Raw genomic sequence first — 16,592 nt, 5'->3', positions numbered from 1 at the left:
CAGTTCCCGCGCCCCGACGTCGTTCGCCCGAGCCAATGGCAGCGGGCGTGACCGCACCGCGGCCGGTCGGCACTCACCACTCGGGCGACTTCCAGGTCACCGTGGACCTCCGCACGCGGTCGGGCAAGGGCGGGCACGTGAAGGTGATTACTCGCAGCCGGGACGGTGACGAGCGGTTCGTCCGCATCCCCTGGCCCCTCGTGGTGCCCCTCGCGGATGCGTTGGTCGATCGGGCGGAACTACGCGAGCAGCGCCGCGCCTGGCATCAGGCGGAAGCGCAGTGATCGTCTCAACCCCCGCCGGCGACCCTGTCCTAGAGATCGTGCGCGACCGACATCCCGTGATGGGCGTCGTCGTTCGCGTCCGGCAGAACCCTCGATCGTCGGTCCTGGTGCCGGTCGACTCCCTGACGGCTCTCGCCGATGCACTTGTCGATGCCGCTGAGCGATTGGAGGGCCGATGACCACACCACTCGCAACCATCGACGCCCTAGCTGCTCGTCTGGGCCGCACGTTCGACCCTGAGACCCCTGACTACGTCCGCGCGGAATCAGCGCTAGTCGATGTGTCCGCTCGTGCGCGATCGGTCGCCGAGCAGGCGTGGACGGACCCTACGAAGGTTCCCGACGCTGTGGTCACCGTGGTTCTCGCCGCTGCCCGTCGCATCTTCACCAACCCTGATCGCTACCTCTCGAACATGGCCGGAACCTTCCAGGCCACGCTGGTGAACGGTGATTTCAACGGGGACATCTTCCTGCCGGGTGAACTGGACGAACTTCGCAAACACCAACCCGCACCGGGTATTTGGGTGCTGAGCACCCACCAGACTTCCGAGGAAACATCATGATCCTGAACACCATCACTCATACTGACGACAAGACTCGGCGGTTCATCGAGGACTACGCGGACGAGTTCGCGGCCCTCGGCGTCATCGCGTCCGAGGACTACCAATCGCTTCAGGAGCACATGGCGCAGGCCGAGGAGGCCAACGTCACGGTCGCGGGCATCGAGGCGCGCCGCGCGGACGCCATCGCCACGTCCGCCGCCACGATCGCGCACGGTGACGTGACATCGGAGAAGCTCACCGCCGCCGCGACGAAGCTCGCCGCCGACAAGGATGTTCATGACCTGGCACTCGCCGTCTGGCGACTGCACGTCGCCGCCGCGAAGGCCATCGTCCTCGACGGAGTTCGTTCTATTCCGGAAGTCCTCACCGATGCACTCGCGCGGGTCGCTGCTGACGGTATCGCCGCCGCTGACGCACTCACCGGGATCACGAACGCCGAGGAGGCAATCGCTGCCAGTCGAGTGGGCGAGTGGTCGGCCCTGCGGTCCGCTGCCGCCGAGTACGCCGCTATCGATCGCCTTGTGTCGGCCCTTCGGGCAGACAACTTGCTCGCCGGTCCCAAACCCACGGACACGGACCGATGGGCGTTCAGGTTCCGGCGACCGCCGAACAAGGTGGTGCGCGGTGGGTTCCGGCAGACGCCGTCGAGCGACACCGAGAAGCGCACGGTCCTGGTGGAGGAGCTGCGTTCCGAGCCGTACGTCCCCGCCAGCCGCGACGAAGTCCAGGCCGTGATCGCCGCCCATCGTGCCGGAGAGCTGGTGTTCGCGTGACCCGCGTCGATGACGCCGTGGCCGAGGCCGACGCCCGGATCGCCGAGCGCGACGAAGTTTCCGAGGGCGAGTCACTCGACCGCGTCATCCACACGTTGACGGCTCAAGAAGTCGCAGAAATCGACGCCGAAGTCGCTGCGATCGACCGGCACACCATCAAGGCGCCCAATACGCCCCGATCGCGGACTGCACGTCCACCACATGTGCAGGAGTGGCGCGAGCGACATCCGGACTCGCGGGCCTGAGTGGGTGGGTGGAGGGGCGGAGAAGGCCCGCACCTGACGAATGCCGCACAACCGTCGTCATCTGTCGGCTTCTCAGCGGGCAGCTATCGCAGTCGAGTACGAGAAGGTGTTCGCGGAAGAAGCGAAGAAGCGACAGGGTGCGCGGACCGACATTCAGGAAACTTTGCCTGAATGTAAGCCGCAAGCGTCGGACGAGGCTGGCGACCTGTTCCAGGTTTCCGGGCGCTCCGTGCGTGACGCCAAGTTCGTCGCGGAGAACGACCCGGAGACGTTCGAGAACCCACCGACCCCTGACAACCTGACCCCCGCTCAGCTCACCGCTGGCGGGGGTCTCGTCGTCTATCTGGAGATGAGCATGACCGAACAGTGGGCAACCGTGCCCAACTTCCCCCGCTACGAGGTCTCGACTCGTGGCCGGGTCCGTAGAGGCGACCGAATCCTGACTCCACGATGCCGTAACGGGGGACGGGCCGAAGTCTGTCTGTCTCGCGACAGCGGGGGACGCAGCTTCCAGGCCGTGGCCCGCCTCGTACTGACCGCACACACAGGACCATGCCCGTCAGGCAGGCTCGCCCTGCACCTCGACGGCGACCCGACCAACAACGACCACAACAACCTCCGATGGGGCACCCACGCTGATCGCGAGCGCTTGAAGTCACGCCACGGTCGCAGCCTTGCGCAACAGACCCGTTGTCGAAGCGGGCGACACGAGATGACACCCGAAAACACCTACTGGACACCACAACTGACCCGGTTATGCCGTGCATGCCAGGACGACCGGAAACGCCCTCAGATCGATTCTCCCGAACCGGGGCGAACCAATACACCAGACGCCCCCAAACGGCCCGCAGGAAGCAACTGAGAGCCAGCAATCGGCCATTTACCCCGTACAGATTTCGGGCCGTGAGAAAAGGGTGCTGGTGGTGTGGATATGGACCGCTTTCCCGGCGAAGGGATACCCCCCAGGGTGGGGCGTAGAATTCTGTGTGGAACCTCGAAATACGTTGTTGGACAACGCTTGACGTTGTGCTCCCGTGTCTGTGACGATGAGTGTTATCGGGTCGTTGGGTGAGTCAGAGGAGTTCGTCATGGTGTTCCTGTTCTGGATGTTCGTCGGTGGCGTTGTGGCGTTCATCGCCCTGGGTCTGTACGGGATGCGCCTTGCGGGGAGGCCGGCGACTGCGACGCCGTACGGGCGCACTGTGGTGAAGCAATACGAGCGGGAGCGCGAGCAGATCATCGCGCGGGAGCTGGCTGAGGCTGTTGAGTCGATGCGCGACGAGTTCTATCTGGTCCCGAAGTCGTCGCGGCGATGACTGGGGTCGGGGTGGTCAGGTCGCGATGACGGCACGGGTGTCTCAGACCCTCTGTGCGCGTCGCGAAGATGCGTAGTGAAACGCGCATCAACTCTGTGCGAGGACGGGCAAGCGGGAACGGCACGGCTGGCCAGTGGTGGTCCTGTACCTCCGGATGGGGTGGACGACTCGGGTGGTGTCAGTGACCACTCATCGGCGTGCGATTGGGCCGATGGGCATCAGGTTCGCTCGCTTCCGTTACCCCGGGCAGGCGGCGACATCCTCGCCGTCCACGTTGAGGGTGGCCGACCAGTGCCAGTTATCGCCGAGGGCCTCCACATCACCCGAAGGAAGAACCCCGGACACCTCGTTGGGGACGCGGGTGTCGGGGTAACCGTCCAGTGAGCGTTGGGTGTAGCTCTCGAACACGAAGTAGGAGACCTGCTGCCCGTTCTGCGTCTTCCAACCGAGCTGCCGTGTAGTCGAGCCGTCCTGGCTTGCGGCGAGCAGCGACAGCAGGACTGTGCCGTTCGTCGGTAGGGGTGTGGTGACCTTCCAGGTGACGCGCGCGGCGGTTCCCGCGTAACCCGCCACACCGAGGTGAACGTCGACTCCTGTCAGGGCCACTCCAGCAGTCGACCCAGTTGTGCTCCTGCAGGAGGAATCGACCCCTCGGACGACGACCTTGCCGGGGATGTCTTGCGCTGGGGCGGGCGTGTAGGTGTCGCTGAACGGGTCAGCTGTCGTTGTGGACGCTCGGCTGGTCGCGCTCGATGAGCTGTCATTGGCGCATCCTGCAGCCGCCGTGCTGACGGTGGCCGCGAGGACGGCAACGACCAATGTCCGTTTCATGGCCGGACAGTAGATGACGCGGCGGGTAGCGGTCTGTCGGTCCAGCGAGCTACACGGGGCGAACAGCGCGCTGTGCCGTCCATACGGTCGTACGATTTCCCACGTTGTGTAGCTCCAGCGCGGGAGGTCGTCAGTGACGGGTCGGTATCGGAAGAGCATCAACCTCGGGGGCGGGTTCAAGCTGAACCTGAATGCGAAGTCGGCGAGCATCTCGGGCGGGGTGCCTGGGGCACGAGTCACTCTGAATACGAAGGGCCAGCGGACCACGTCGGTTGGCGTTCCCGGGACGGGGCTGTCGTACCGCACCACGTCGTCGTCTCGCGGGCGACAGTCCACCGCTGCGCAGCCGGCAGTCGGTCCGAGCGCACCCGGGTCGACGGGTAGCCCGGTCACCTCGGGGCCTTTTCTCGATCCTGCCGCCTACCCGACTAGCAGCGATGAGAAGAAGTTCGCGAAGGTTGTCGAGAGGTCGGCGAAGAAGCCTGACGTGCTCGCTGACTGGCTTCAGCACCCGGAGCTCGGCCAGGCCGCGCATGTCGTTCTTGGTGTCCGCCGCGACATCGCGGGCAACGAGGCGATGGCGTTCAACCTGCTGTCCGCCGTGGTGCGGTCAGCGCCGAGCCCCCATTCCGAGGGCTACTTCGCCCGCCACCCGTTCGTGCTGACACTGGACATCCTGGGCGTGCCTCAGCATGTGGTGGTGTCCCGCGCCGCCGCTGCCGTGTTCGTGGCGAGCGTGCACAACCGCCGCCACGAATGGCAACCCATGCGCGAGGCCCTGGCCCACGCCGGGGACAGTCCCCTGACGGTGGCTCTGGAAGCGCTCTGTCTGATCAACCTGGATGACTACGACGGTGTCCTGCACGCCACCCGGTGGCTGTCTGGACCGATCAACGATCCCGTGGAGGCGCTGGCCGCGATCTTGCGAGGTGTCGCCTTCCGGGAGCAGGGCAAGGCCCATGAGGCGCGAATGGCGTTCGATATGGCTGTTCACGCCTCGATCGGTCACCCCGTGTTGTGGAACCTGTACGAATTCGAGAGAGGCCGCACCGAGGCCGTCACCCCGTATGGGGCGTCAGCCGCGCGCATGTACTTCCGCAATGTGTATCAGCGTGACCGGAACTATCCCGGCTTGGAGGAGGCCATGGATGAGCTGCCGCCAGAGTGAGGTCGTTCATTCTCGGACTGTCGACACCGGGGCCAACCCCGCATGACTGACGCGGTCGCCCCACTCGTCGTCCATTTCGGCGGCGTGGTCCACCCGCAATCAGGAAGCTGGCGGTTCTACGGCCCTGTGAACGTCCGGCGCGACACCACGGACCTGCGGATCGCAGTGATGAATTCGACCTTCAGCGTTCGAGCCGTAGTCAAGGAACCCCCGGAGGTCGGTTCAGACGTCGCGGGTTTCGTATCCAGGCTTTGGTACGACACGGACGCAGTCGTCATGAGCGTCCTGGACGCCCTCGGGTTCTGTCTCGCTGCCCCGCTGACCATTCAGCTCATAACCGGATCGATTGACGGCCGCGACGCACTCATCATGGGGAAGCCGTCCATGCCCGACTTGTCAATCGCCGACAACGATGAAGTCAGCGGCGACCAGCTCGGGCAGTACCTCGGTCATGCTGTTACCAACGCTCACGTGAGACACGCCCTAGCCGACCTCAGGATGGCGATGGGATTCACCGACGACTGCTTCTTCTACTGCTACAGGGCGGTCGAAAGTATGAGGCACCACTTCCTTGACGACGCGCAGGCAACCGACGACGGTGCTGCACGTAAGAAGTCGTGGGAGCGTCTGCGAGCGGCGCTAGACGTAGACCAGGCGACTCTTGAGGCCCTGCACGTCCAGGCGAACGCTCGCCGACACGGCGGGGACACGGCGAGCGAGTTCAGGGAAAGACACGAGGCGGTCGGACTCACCCGAGGCCTGCTCACGAAGTTCGTCGCGACGTTGCCCGCGCCACCACCAATGCCCGAGTTCGACGTGTAGTTCGTTCCGTCCTGACCCCTCCACCGGGCATTCGCCCCTACCCGTCCCCACGGTGGTCAACCCGCGCCGCATCGCCGCACCTGGCAGGGGTGCGGTGGGATGCGCTATGCCCAACACGTCACTGATCAGGTGACGCGTTGGGTGACCACGTGCCGGATGGTCGATGAGTTGGGGGACTGTGGTGACGGCACGTCAGCCGGTTTCCGTCGGGCTGTGCAGGAGCGACGTCGTGCGGGGGCTAGTGGCCGCGTATCACCCCCTGAGAGCGCCGGATACGGCCCAGAAGTCGTTCCGCGACAACGGGTGTGGCAACTACGGGGGCGGCTCTCTGCGAGGCGCTCATGCGCACAGTGCCCGCAACAGGATGAGGGCTTCTTCGACGGCACCAGCCCACTGCTGCACCGTCCACCCGGCGCCCTCCAGGACTACGCACTCCTCGATCGACCGCGCCTCGTCGTCCAGGCGGGCCATCACAACGCACGAGACCGGGACGACGGCACTCCTCGGACCCCACCCACACGTCGATGCCGTCGTGCGTGCGGGTGGTGATGATCTCGCCACGGGGAAGCGGGTCCCAGAGAAGACCAGTGCGCAAGGTCAGGTCGTCCACGACTTCGTTGCTGATCCTCATGCGTGGAAGCCCAGCACGACGAGCAGCGCCGCGAGACCGTACGTGCCTCCGTACAGGGCGACGCAGAACGTGACGGTGAGGACCGCGCCCGCCACCTGGCGACGCTTGGCGACCTGCTCGTGGCTGGGCGAGCAGACGCCGGCCAACGACTCGCAGACGCGCCGATAGAGTGGTGGACGATGCATGCGCGTAGCTCCCTGACCTCGGAGTGTTCCCGCCTCCCATTGGTGGGAGGTCTGGGGGAGCTACAGGCGCAGATAGCCGCAAACAGCCAGGTTAGGACGGGCGATGTCTGAGCAATTTATCTACACCATGAAGAAGGTGCGGAAAGCGCACGGCGACAAGGTGATCCTGGACGACGTCACCATGTCGTTCTACCCCGGGGCCAAGATCGGCGTCGTCGGACCCAACGGCGCCGGCAAGTCGTCGATCCTCAAGATCATGGCCGGCATCGACCAGCCGTCCAACGGTGAGGCGTTCCTCGACCCCAACGCCACCGTCGGCATCCTCATGCAGGAGCCGCGCCTCAACGAGGAGAAGACGGTCCGTCAGAACGTCGAGGAGGGGATGGGCAAGGTCAAGGAGGACCTCGACCGTTTCAACGAGATCGCCGAATTGATGGCGACCGATTACTCCGACGAGCTGATGGAGGAGATGGGCAAGCTCCAGGAGGCGCTCGACCACGCCGACGCCTGGGACCTCGACTCCCAGCTCGAACAGGCCATGGACGCGCTGCGCTGCCCGCCCGCCGACGAGCCCGTCACCCACCTCTCCGGCGGTGAGAAGCGTCGCGTCGCGCTGTGCAAGCTGCTGCTGCAGAAGCCCGACCTGCTGCTGCTCGACGAGCCCACCAACCACCTCGACGCGGAGAGCGTCCTGTGGCTCGAGCAGTTCCTCGCCGCCTACCCCGGCGCCGTCCTCGCCGTCACCCACGACCGGTACTTCCTCGACCACGTCGCCGGCTGGATCTGCGAGGTCGACCGCGGCAAGCTGCACCCCTACGAGGGCAACTACTCCACCTACCTCGAGAAGAAGGCCGAGCGTCTCGAGGTCCAGGGCAAGAAAGACCAGAAGCTGCAGCGCCGCCTGAAGGAGGAGCTCGCCTGGGTCCGCTCGGGGTCCAAGGCCCGGCAGACGAAAAACAAGGCGCGCCTCGGACGCTACGAGGAGATGGCTGCCGAGGCCGACAAGATGCGCAAGCTCGACTTCGAGGAGATCCAGATCCCGACGCCGCCCCGCCTGGGCGACGTGGTGGTCGAGGTCAAGAACCTCGACAAGGGTTTCGACGGCCGCGTGCTCATCAAGGACCTGTCGTTCACGTTGCCCCGCAACGGCATCGTCGGCGTCATCGGCCCCAACGGCGTCGGCAAGACCACGCTGTTCAAGACCATCGTCGGCCTCGAGTCGCCGGACTCCGGGACGGTCAAGGTCGGTGACACGGTCAAGCTGAGCTACGTCGACCAGAACCGCGCCAACATCGACCCGAAGAAGAACGTCTGGGAGGTCGTCTCCGACGGGCTGGACTTCATCGAGGTCGGCCAGAACGAGATGCCGTCGCGCGCCTACGTGAGCGCTTTCGGGTTCAAGGGCCCCGACCAGCAGAAGAAGGCCGAGGTGCTCTCCGGTGGTGAGCGCAACCGGCTGAACCTGGCGCTGACCCTCAAGGAGGGCGGCAACCTGATCCTGCTCGACGAGCCCACCAACGACCTCGACGTCGAGACCCTCAGCTCGCTGGAGAACGCGCTCGACACGTTCCCCGGCTGCGCCGTGGTGATCTCGCACGACCGGTGGTTCCTCGACCGCACCTGCACCCACATCCTCGCGTGGGAGGGCAACGTCTCCGAGGGGCAGTGGTTCTGGTTCGAGGGCAACTTCGAGGCCTACGAGGCCAACAAGGTCGAGCGCCTCGGCGCCGACGCCGCCCGTCCGCACTCGGTGACCCACCGCAAGCTCACCCGGGACTGACGCCATGAGCCGCGCGCCCGGGGAGGTCGGTACGACGGTCAGCCCCGCGGAGGTGGCGCGCAGCTACGACGCGCGTGCGTCCCGGCGTGCGGACTCGACGTCGTCGTTCGACCGGGACCGCGTGCGCGAACACCTCGCGGTGGCGCAGACGCGGGCACCGGGCGAGCAGGTGGTCGAGGTCGTCGCCACACCCGGCGGCGGCTGCGCGGTCCTGATCGTGGTGGAGGACCAACCGTTCCTGGTCGAGGCCGCCGTCGGTGCGGTGGAGCGCGGCGGCCACACGGTCGACCGCGTCGACCACCCGATCCTGTGGGTACGCCGCGACGCCGACGGGACGCTGCGCTTCGTGAGTGCCGACGGCCCCGGCGACGGGTCGGCCATCCGCGAGTCGTGGATCTGCCTGGAGGTGGGAGGGGTCGAGGTCGAGGAGGCCGCGCCGCTCCGGGACGCCACGCGCGCGGTGATCGCTCGTGTGGTCGCCGTGCACGACGACTCCCGCGCGATGGCGGACGCGCTCGGTGCGGCGACGCAGGGACTCCCGGCCGACGACGAGAACTCCGCACTCCTGCACTGGCTGCAGGACAGGCACTTCCAGCCCCTGGGCGTCGTGTTCTCGTACGCCGACGACGAGGGATGGACGACGGCACTCGGCGTCTTCGCCGATCCCGACGTGCCCCGTCCAGGCGCTCGACCGGACGGGGCGCCGGGTGTCACGGTCGGGTGGATGCATCTCCCGGCCGGCGTCCACCGGACCGACTACCCCACGGTCGTCCGTATGGTGACCGGTGAGTCCGGACACCGGACGAGACTGGCCGTGGTCGGTGTGTTCACGACGGCGGGGGTCAGCGCCGACGTGACGACGATCCCGGTGGTGCGTGCCGTGGTTCGCCGCACCCTGGAACACGCCGCGGTGCAACCTGACTCGTATTCGGGCGCCACGATGGTGGAGTTGCTCCAGAACCATCCCCGTACCGATCTCTTCTCGGCCGACCCGGCGGCGCTGGCACACGACCTCGCCGAGGCGCTCGAGGCGGTGACCGCGCGTGAGGTACGGGTGTTCCTGCGGTCCGACCCGGACTCGGGGATCGTGAGCGCGCAGATCCACCTCCCGCGGGACCGGTACACCACCCGGCTCCGGGCCACCATGCAGCACCACCTCGCCGACCGGCTCGGCGGACAGGATGTGGAGTACTCCGCGCGGATCACCGATGCCCCACTGGCCGCCATCCACGTCCTGATGCGCACCGGCGGTGACGGCACCGATGCGGCGCAGGTCGAGATCGACGCCGACCTCCGCCGCGCCATCGAATCCGAACTCGCCGACGCCGCCCGCAGTTGGGACGAGAACCTTTGCGCTGTCGCGGGTCTCGGGGAGACGGCTGTCGACGCCCCTACCGCTGCGGCGTACGCGGCGGTGCTGTCGCAGGCGTACAAGGACCAGCGCGATCCGCGCACCGCGCTCGCCGATGCTGCCGTGCTGTCGGCGCTCGAGCCGGGCGGTTTCGACGTCCGTCTGGCACGCCACGCGGACAGCGCCGAGCGGTGGACGTTCGACCTCTACCTCTGTGGGCGGTCGGCGTCGTTGACCGCAGTGTTGCCGATGATCCAGAGTCTGGGCGTCGACGTGCTCGACGAGCAGCCTCTCGCGGTGACCCGTCCGGACGGGATCGACTGCTGGATCTACGAGTTCACGTTGGTACCGGCCGGTGGGCTGACCGTCAGCGAGCGCGGTCGGGACGATCTGCAGCACCGCTTCACCGATGCGTTCGCGCACCTGTGGTCGGGGATCGCCGAGGTCGACGAGTTCAACGAGCTCGTCGTCCGGACCCGGCTGGACTGGCGGTCCATCGTCATGTTCCGCGCGTACGCGAACTACCTGCGCCAGTGCGGCTTCGCCTACAGCGCGCGCCGTGTCGCGACGGTGCTCGGTGACCACGCCGACTTGGCGGAGGCGTTGATCGAGCTGCTCGAGACCACGTTCGACCCCGCCCGGGCCGACGACGCGGCACGCGACGCGGCGACCGAACGGGTCACGGCCCTGTCCGGTGAGGTGATCAGCCTCGACGCCGACCGCATCGTGTCGGCCTTCGTCGACCTCATCGGGGCGACCGTGCGCACCAACTTCTTCACCGAGGGCGTGTTGCGACGGGCGCTGGCGGTCAAACTCGTCCCGGACGAGTTGCCCCAGGCCCCGCAGCCGCGGCCGCACCGCGAGATCTACGTGTACTCGCCCCGCGTGGAGGGCGTGCATCTGCGGTTCGGTGCAGTGGCGCGCGGCGGGATCCGCTGGTCGGACCGCGCCGAGGACTTCCGCACCGAGATCCTCGGTCTCGTCAAGGCGCAGGCCGTGAAGAACGCCGTCATCGTCCCCGTCGGGGCCAAAGGTGGCTTCGTCGTGCGTCGTCCGCCCGTCCCGACCGGTGACCCGGCGGCCGACCGGGAGGCGACGCGCGCCGCGGGCGTCGCCTGCTATCGCGAGTTCATCTCCGCCCTGCTCGACCTCACCGACGACGTCGCACCCGACGGGTCCGTCCGTCCCGCAGCCGGTCTCGTTCGTCGGGACGGCGACGACACGTACCTCGTGGTCGCCGCCGACAAGGGCACAGCGCAGTTCTCCGACATCGCCAACGAGGTCGCCGCGGACCACGGCTTCTGGCTGGGCGACGCCTTCGCCTCCGGTGGATCCGTCGGGTACGACCACAAGGCGATGGGGATCACCGCCCGCGGCGCGTGGGAATCGGTGCGCCGTCACTTCCGGGAGATCGAGATCGACGTCGACATTGACGATTTCACGGTCGTCGGGATCGGTGACATGTCCGGCGACGTGTTCGGCAACGGCATGCTGCTCTCCGACCACATCGGGCTGGTCGCCGCATTCGACCACCGCCACGTGTTCGTCGACCCGACACCGGACCGCGCCGCCGCGACAGCGCAGCGGCGACGTCTGTTCGCGCTGGCACGGTCCTCATGGGCGGACTACGACACCTCCACCATCTCCGACGGCGGCGGTGTCTGGTCTCGGGAGGCCAAGACCATCCCCGTCAGCGTGCAGATGCGGGCCGCGCTGGGGATCGACAACGGCGTCGAGACGCTGAGCCCGCCCGAGCTGATCACAGCCATCCTCTCGGCGCCGGTCGATCTGCTGTGGAACGGCGGCATCGGGACCTACGTCAAGGCGAGCACCGAGAGCCACGCGGATGTGGGAGACAAGGCGAACGACCCGATCCGCGTGGATGCGCCGGCCGTGCGTGCGCGGGTGATCGGCGAGGGCGGCAACCTCGGCGTCACCGAACGGGGTCGGGTCGAGTTCGACCTGCACGGGGGCCGCATCAACAGCGACGCCCTCGACAACTCGGCCGGCGTCGACTGCTCCGACCACGAGGTGAACATCAAGATCCTGCTCGACGCGGCTGTCGCAGCGGGCGATCTCGACACCGACGACCGGGACACGTTGCTCGCGTCGATGACCGATGAGGTCGCGCGACTGGTGTTGGCGGACAACATCGCCCAGAACACGGCGGTGGGCATCGCGCGGGCACAGGCCGCCGACATGGCCGAGGTCCACGTGCGGCTGCTGCGGCACCTCGCCCGGCACCACGGGGTCGATCTCGAGCTCGAGGTGCTGCCGACCGCGCGCTCGCTGGCGCGCCGCGGTCCCGACCGCACCCGCACCGGGCTCACGTCACCGGAACTCGCGACCACCATGGCGCACGTCAAGCTGGCCGTGAAATCCGAACTGCTGACCGGTGATCTGCCCGACAACGACGTCTTCGACGAACGACTGTCGTCCTATTTCCCGGAGCCGCTGCGCAACCGGTTCGCCGAGGGCATCCGGCGGCATCGCCTGCGACGCCAGATCGTCGTGACCACCCTCGTCAACGACATCGTGGATTCGGCGGGCCTGGAACACATCTTCTCGCTCACCGAGGGGTCGGGGGCATCGGAGACCGACGCCGTCCGCGCGTTCGTGGTGGTGTCGGAGATCTTCGGACTCGACGACCTGTGGCAGGACATCGTCACCGCGGACGCCCCGATCGCGGCCGTCGACGAGATGGTCGTCCGATGGCGGCGGCTGCTCTTCCGGGCGTCCCGGTGGTTCCTCGCCACCCGTCCGCAACCGCTGGCCGTCTCCGCCGAGATCACCCGGTACGCACGGCGGGTGGAGGCGCTGCGGCCCCACCTGGCGTCGTGGCTCGGCGAGGGATCCCGCGGCGAGGTCGACGAGGCCGCGCGGCACCTCTCCGAGATGGGGGCGTCCGGACCGGTGGTCGACACCGTGGCCGGGTGCCTGCACTGGTTCTGCCTGCTCGACATCGTCGACGCGGCCGAGATCGCAGACCGGGACGAACGGGAGGTGGGGGAGCTCTACTTCGCGGTCATGGACTTCCTCGGTGTCGAGGAACTGCTGACGGCGGTGTCGGGGCTCGACTCCGGGGATCGCTGGCAGTCGCTGGCGCGTCTCGCGCTGCGGGACGACCTGTTCGCCGTGATGCGGTCGATCACCCTCACGGTGGCGGAGATCGGTGAACCCGACGAGACCGCAGAGGAGAAGATCGCGGAGTGGCGGGTGCACACGGCGAGCCGTCTGACCCGTGCGCAGAGCACGCTGGAGGAGATCGCGGCGTCGGGCCATCACGACCTCGCGACGTTGTCCGTCGCGGCACGTGCCCTCCGGAGCATCCTCCGATGAGCGAGGACCAGGGACGGCGCACCGATCGAGGGTTCGTCGTGTCCGTGCCGATCCGCTGGTCGGACATGGACGTCTTCGCACACGTCAACCACGCCCGGATGGTGACGTTGCTCGAGGAGGCGCGGATCCCGTGGCTGTTCGTCGAGGGCCGGCCCACCCGGGACATGCGCGCCGGATGCCTGCTGGCCGATCTCCACGTCCGCTACCAGGGACAGATCCGGCACGAGGACACGCCCATCGACGTCACGATGTTCACCACCGCGGTCCGCGCCGCCGACTTCACGGTCGGGTATGAGGTCCGCCCGGCGGCGGGTCCGCCGGACGCGAAACCGTCCGTCGTGGCGACCACGCAGCTCGTGTCGTTCGACATCGACACCCAGGCTCCCCGTCGGATGACCGACGCCGAGAAGGACTACCTCCGCGAGTTCCTCCGCCCCGACGCGCGCACCCCCGGTCTGCGGGCCCGATGATCGACCTCCCGGACCTCATGGACCGCTACGACCTCTCGGCGTTCGTGTCCCGCGCGCGATCGCTGGACGAGACGTGCGTCGTCCGTCTCCGCCGCCGGCCCGACGGGGCTGTCGGTGTGTGGGTACGCACCCCGTTCGACGTCCTCGCCACCCGGTCGGTGCGCATCGGACTCGACGACCCCGACGTCGTCCACGACGCCACGGCCCTGGTCACCGCGTTGCGCACGCCACCACCGCCGCGATCGCCCCTCGACGGTCCGGCGGGTCCGGCCCGCATCGACCCGGGGTTCTCCATGCCGAGCGCGTGGGAGTGGGGTGCGCTGCCGCCCGACACGGGCTTCGTCCACGTCGACGACGTCCCCGCGCGGACCGTCGTCGCACTGTCCCGGGAAGGGGCGGAGGTGGCGCGGACCGAGAGCGGGCCGCAGGGTCCGCCACCGTCCCTGCTGGAGCAGACCGTCCTCGACGTGACGGGGGGCGGTGACGACGGAGTCGTCGTCGGGGTGCCCATGCGCGCGGTGTTCGCGGTCACGGCGATGGGCTTCGTCACCGACGCCGACGGCCGGATGGTCACCGGCACCACACCGGTCGAGTCGATCGACCCCGCCGAGCCGGTGCGGGTCCGCGCGACGGCCACGTGGGCACGCCTCGACGCCCGCTTCGGGTCGGTGTGCTTCCGCCGTGCGGCGTCCATCCCGCTCACCCCGATCTGATTCCCGCCGACTACCGATCACCGACTCTGGTCCACCTCGCCGAGTGGGCCGAAACCACTTGCCGAGCGGGCCGAACCCGCCGCCGAGCGTGCCGAGACCATTCGTCGAGGGTGCAGTAGATCCCGTCGACCGTGCAGTAGATCCCGTCGACCGTGCAGTAGATCCCGTCGACCGTGCAGTGAATACCGCCGAACGAGCAGTTCTGACCCGTCGCCGGCATCGTCCGCACGTTCGACGCGAACAAGTGCACGTTCGGCGCGAACAAGTGCACGCTCGGCGGTGGGTTCCCGCACGCTCGACGCGAACAAGTGCACGCTCGGCGGTGGGTTTCCGCCCGCTCGGCGGTGGGTTTCAGCCCACTCGGCGCCGGTCGCGCGGGTCGACTCAGACGAGCCAGGCCGCGGCGTTCGCCGGGAGCCGACCGTCCTGCAGCGGGGCACTGGAGATGAGGACCTCGCCACCGGGCAGTCCGACAGGCGCGTCGGTGGTGTTCAGGGCGCACACGAGTCGTCCCTCGGACCGACGGAACGCCAGGCAACCGGGAGGCGCGCCGTACCACTCGACCTCCTCGCCCGCGAACTCCGGGCGGGTCTTGCGCAGCTCGATGGCCAGGCGGTACAGCGACAACGTCGAGTCGACGTCCTCGAGCTGGTGTTCGGCGGTGAGGACGTCCCAGTCCTTCGGCATGGGCAGCCACGTGTCCTCGGTGGTGCTGAAGCCGTAGGGCGGGGTGTCGCCGAGCCAGGGCACCGGGATCCGGCAGCCGTCGCGGCCACGGATGGTGTGCCCGGAGCGTTCCCACACAGGGTCCTGCAGGGCCTCCTCGGGGAGGTCGACGTTGGGGAGGCCGAGTTCGGACCCGTTGTAGAGGAACACCGCGCCCGGCAGGGCGAGCTCGACCAACACCATCGCCCGCGCCCGGTCGAGACCCACCGCCTCGGTGGTGTCGGCGGCGTACCGGGTCACCTCGCGTTCGACGTCGTGGTTCGACAGCGTCCACGTGGGGACACCCTGGACGGAGTCGACCGCGGCCAGGGAGTTCTCGATCGCGTCGCGGACGGACTCGGCGGTGAAGTCGGCCTCGGCGAGACGGAAGTTGAACCCCAGGTGCAATTCGTCGGGGCGGACGTACTCGGCGAAGCGGGCGTTGTCGCGCACCCAGATCTCGCCGACGGTGACGGCGTCGGGGTACTCGTCCATCACGGCACGGATGCGTCGGTGGATCGGGTGGACCCCGGGGTTGTTGAACCGCGGGTCGTCGTCGTCGTTGATGAGCAGCCCGGTCTGCAACTCCTCGGGCATGTCCGGCAGACCCGGGGGCTTTGCCATGCCGTGCGCCACGTCGATGCGGAAACCGTCGACACCACGGTCCAGCCAGAACCGCAGGGTGGTGGCGAGATCCTCGAAGACCTCGTCGTTCTCCCAGTTCAGGTCGGGTTGTTCCGCTGCGAAGATGTGGAGGTACCACTGGCCGGGGGTGCCGTCGGGTTCGGTGACGCGGGTCCATGCCGGACCGCCGAAGATGCTCGGCCAGTTGTTCGGCGGCTGGTCACCGTCCTCCCCGAGACCGTCGCGGAAGATGTAGCGCTCACGAGCTGCGCTGCCGGGCTCCGCGGCGAGCGCCTCGACGAACCACGGGTGCTGGTCACTCGTGTGGTTCGGGACGAGGTCCATGGTGACCTTGATGTCGCGGGCGTGGGCCTCCTCGATGAGCGCGTCGAGGGCCTCGATCCCGCCGAACAGCGGGTCGATGTCGCGGGGATCGGACACGTCGTAGCCGTGGTCGGCCATGGGGGAGCGCATCACCGGGCTGATCCACAGCGCGTCGACGCCCAGCAGTTCGAGGTATCCGAGCTTCTCCAGGACGCCGGGCAGGTCGCCGACGCCGTCGCCGTCGCTGTCGGCGAACGAGCGGGGGTAGATCTGATAGAAGACGGCGGTCGCCCACCACGGCACGTCCGCGCCGGGTCCGGCGCCCTCGGGGCGGGAGGCGGCGATCGTCGTCGGCGCGGCCTGCGCGTCGGGGCTGTCCGGGGAACCGTCGGAGACGGAGACGTCCGGTGACTCGTCGTTCACGTCGCCCATCTTGCCTCACCCGACCCACCTGGCACGGTGTCCACGC

At 68.0% G+C, this 16,592-nt stretch carries 16 protein-coding genes and 1 pseudogene; 13 read left to right on the top strand and 4 right to left on the bottom strand.

The genetic code is table 11. The features are described from left to right. Positions 1 to 47: 47 nt before the first annotated feature. The 6 genes from LX14_RS16885 (at position 48) to LX14_RS16860 (ending at position 3,180) form a co-directional block, all read left to right on the top strand. Entirely contained in the window at positions 48 to 284 is a 237-nt protein-coding gene (locus tag LX14_RS16885) for a hypothetical protein (protein WP_253648481.1), read from the top strand. Between the two features lie 175 nt (positions 285 to 459). Next, complete coding sequence (locus LX14_RS16880; protein ID WP_253648480.1) at positions 460 to 846, top strand: hypothetical protein; 387 nt, start codon at positions 460 to 462, stop codon at positions 844 to 846. Between the two features lie 119 nt (positions 847 to 965). Then, complete coding sequence (locus LX14_RS16875; protein ID WP_253648479.1) at positions 966 to 1,619, top strand: hypothetical protein; 654 nt, start codon at positions 966 to 968, stop codon at positions 1,617 to 1,619. Continuing rightward, positions 1,616 to 1,864, top strand: a complete 249-nt coding sequence (locus LX14_RS16870) for a hypothetical protein (RefSeq protein WP_253648478.1) — start codon at positions 1,616 to 1,618, stop codon at positions 1,862 to 1,864. Before LX14_RS16875 ends, LX14_RS16870 begins: the two co-directional genes overlap by 4 nt. A gap of 40 nt (positions 1,865 to 1,904) precedes the next feature. Further along, positions 1,905 to 2,726 carry an NUMOD4 motif-containing HNH endonuclease gene (locus tag LX14_RS16865; protein ID WP_253648477.1) on the top strand — a complete coding sequence of 274 codons (822 nt, stop codon included), beginning with the start codon at positions 1,905 to 1,907 and terminating at the stop codon, positions 2,724 to 2,726. A gap of 226 nt (positions 2,727 to 2,952) precedes the next feature. Then, entirely contained in the window at positions 2,953 to 3,180 is a 228-nt protein-coding gene (locus LX14_RS16860; protein WP_253648476.1) for a hypothetical protein, read from the top strand. A gap of 237 nt (positions 3,181 to 3,417) precedes the next feature. Here LX14_RS16860 and LX14_RS16855 read toward each other — a convergent pair whose 3' ends face one another. Continuing rightward, the gene (locus tag LX14_RS16855; protein ID WP_253648475.1) at positions 3,418 to 4,011 is read right to left on the bottom strand and encodes a hypothetical protein; all 594 of its coding nucleotides are present in this window, start codon (positions 4,009 to 4,011) and stop codon (positions 3,418 to 3,420) included. 133 nt (positions 4,012 to 4,144) lie between these two features. On the opposite strand from LX14_RS16855, the pseudogene LX14_RS21065 reads away from it, so the two are divergent. The 3 genes and pseudogenes from LX14_RS21065 to LX14_RS16845 all read left to right on the top strand — a co-directional run. Continuing rightward, positions 4,145 to 4,303 (top strand): annotated as a pseudogene (locus LX14_RS21065) (DUF4236 domain-containing protein); the annotation flags it as partial. Between the two features lie 195 nt (positions 4,304 to 4,498). Then, complete coding sequence (locus LX14_RS16850) at positions 4,499 to 5,179, top strand: YfgM family protein (RefSeq protein ID WP_253648474.1); 681 nt, start codon at positions 4,499 to 4,501, stop codon at positions 5,177 to 5,179. A 42-nt stretch (positions 5,180 to 5,221) separates the two neighbouring features. After that, entirely contained in the window at positions 5,222 to 6,001 is a 780-nt protein-coding gene (locus tag LX14_RS16845) for a DUF8168 domain-containing protein (RefSeq protein ID WP_253648473.1), read from the top strand. A gap of 339 nt (positions 6,002 to 6,340) precedes the next feature. Here the strand turns inward: LX14_RS16845 and LX14_RS20750 are convergent, their stop codons facing one another. Then, positions 6,341 to 6,472, bottom strand: coding sequence for a hypothetical protein (locus tag LX14_RS20750; protein WP_301283732.1), 132 nt, complete (start codon positions 6,470 to 6,472; stop codon positions 6,341 to 6,343). Positions 6,473 to 6,628: 156 nt separating this feature from the next. Next, positions 6,629 to 6,817: a hypothetical protein gene (locus LX14_RS16840; RefSeq protein WP_253648472.1), complete on the bottom strand. Its 189-nt coding sequence runs from the start codon at positions 6,815 to 6,817 to the stop codon at positions 6,629 to 6,631. A 103-nt stretch (positions 6,818 to 6,920) separates the two neighbouring features. On the opposite strand from LX14_RS16840, the gene ettA reads away from it, so the two are divergent. From ettA to LX14_RS16820, 4 genes are read left to right on the top strand one after another with little or no spacing between them, the layout of a single operon-like run. Further along, a complete protein-coding gene (gene ettA, locus LX14_RS16835) occupies positions 6,921 to 8,597 on the top strand; it encodes an energy-dependent translational throttle protein EttA (protein ID WP_253648471.1) in 1,677 nt (558 codons plus the stop codon). A 4-nt stretch (positions 8,598 to 8,601) separates the two neighbouring features. Further along, positions 8,602 to 13,287, top strand: a complete 4,686-nt coding sequence (locus LX14_RS16830) for an NAD-glutamate dehydrogenase (RefSeq protein WP_253648470.1) — start codon at positions 8,602 to 8,604, stop codon at positions 13,285 to 13,287. Then, on the top strand, positions 13,284 to 13,757 hold the full coding sequence (locus tag LX14_RS16825; RefSeq protein ID WP_253648469.1) for an acyl-CoA thioesterase: 474 nt from the start codon (positions 13,284 to 13,286) through the stop codon (positions 13,755 to 13,757). Before LX14_RS16830 ends, LX14_RS16825 begins: the two co-directional genes overlap by 4 nt. Then, positions 13,754 to 14,470 (top strand): DUF8185 domain-containing protein, encoded by a 717-nt coding sequence (locus LX14_RS16820; RefSeq protein ID WP_253648468.1) that lies wholly within the window; start codon positions 13,754 to 13,756, stop codon positions 14,468 to 14,470. The genes LX14_RS16825 and LX14_RS16820 overlap by 4 nt, the downstream gene beginning before the upstream one ends. Positions 14,471 to 14,854: 384 nt before the next feature. On the opposite strand, the gene LX14_RS16815 is transcribed toward LX14_RS16820, so the two are convergent. Next, the gene (locus LX14_RS16815; protein WP_301283731.1) at positions 14,855 to 16,555 is read right to left on the bottom strand and encodes a glycoside hydrolase family 13 protein; all 1,701 of its coding nucleotides are present in this window, start codon (positions 16,553 to 16,555) and stop codon (positions 14,855 to 14,857) included. Positions 16,556 to 16,592 lie beyond the last annotated feature (37 nt).

This window comes from Williamsia deligens, assembly GCF_024171765.1.
Taxonomy (GTDB): Bacteria; Actinomycetota; Actinomycetes; order Mycobacteriales; family Mycobacteriaceae; genus Williamsia_A; species Williamsia_A deligens.
This window is presented reverse-complemented; position numbering and strand designations above follow the sequence as displayed.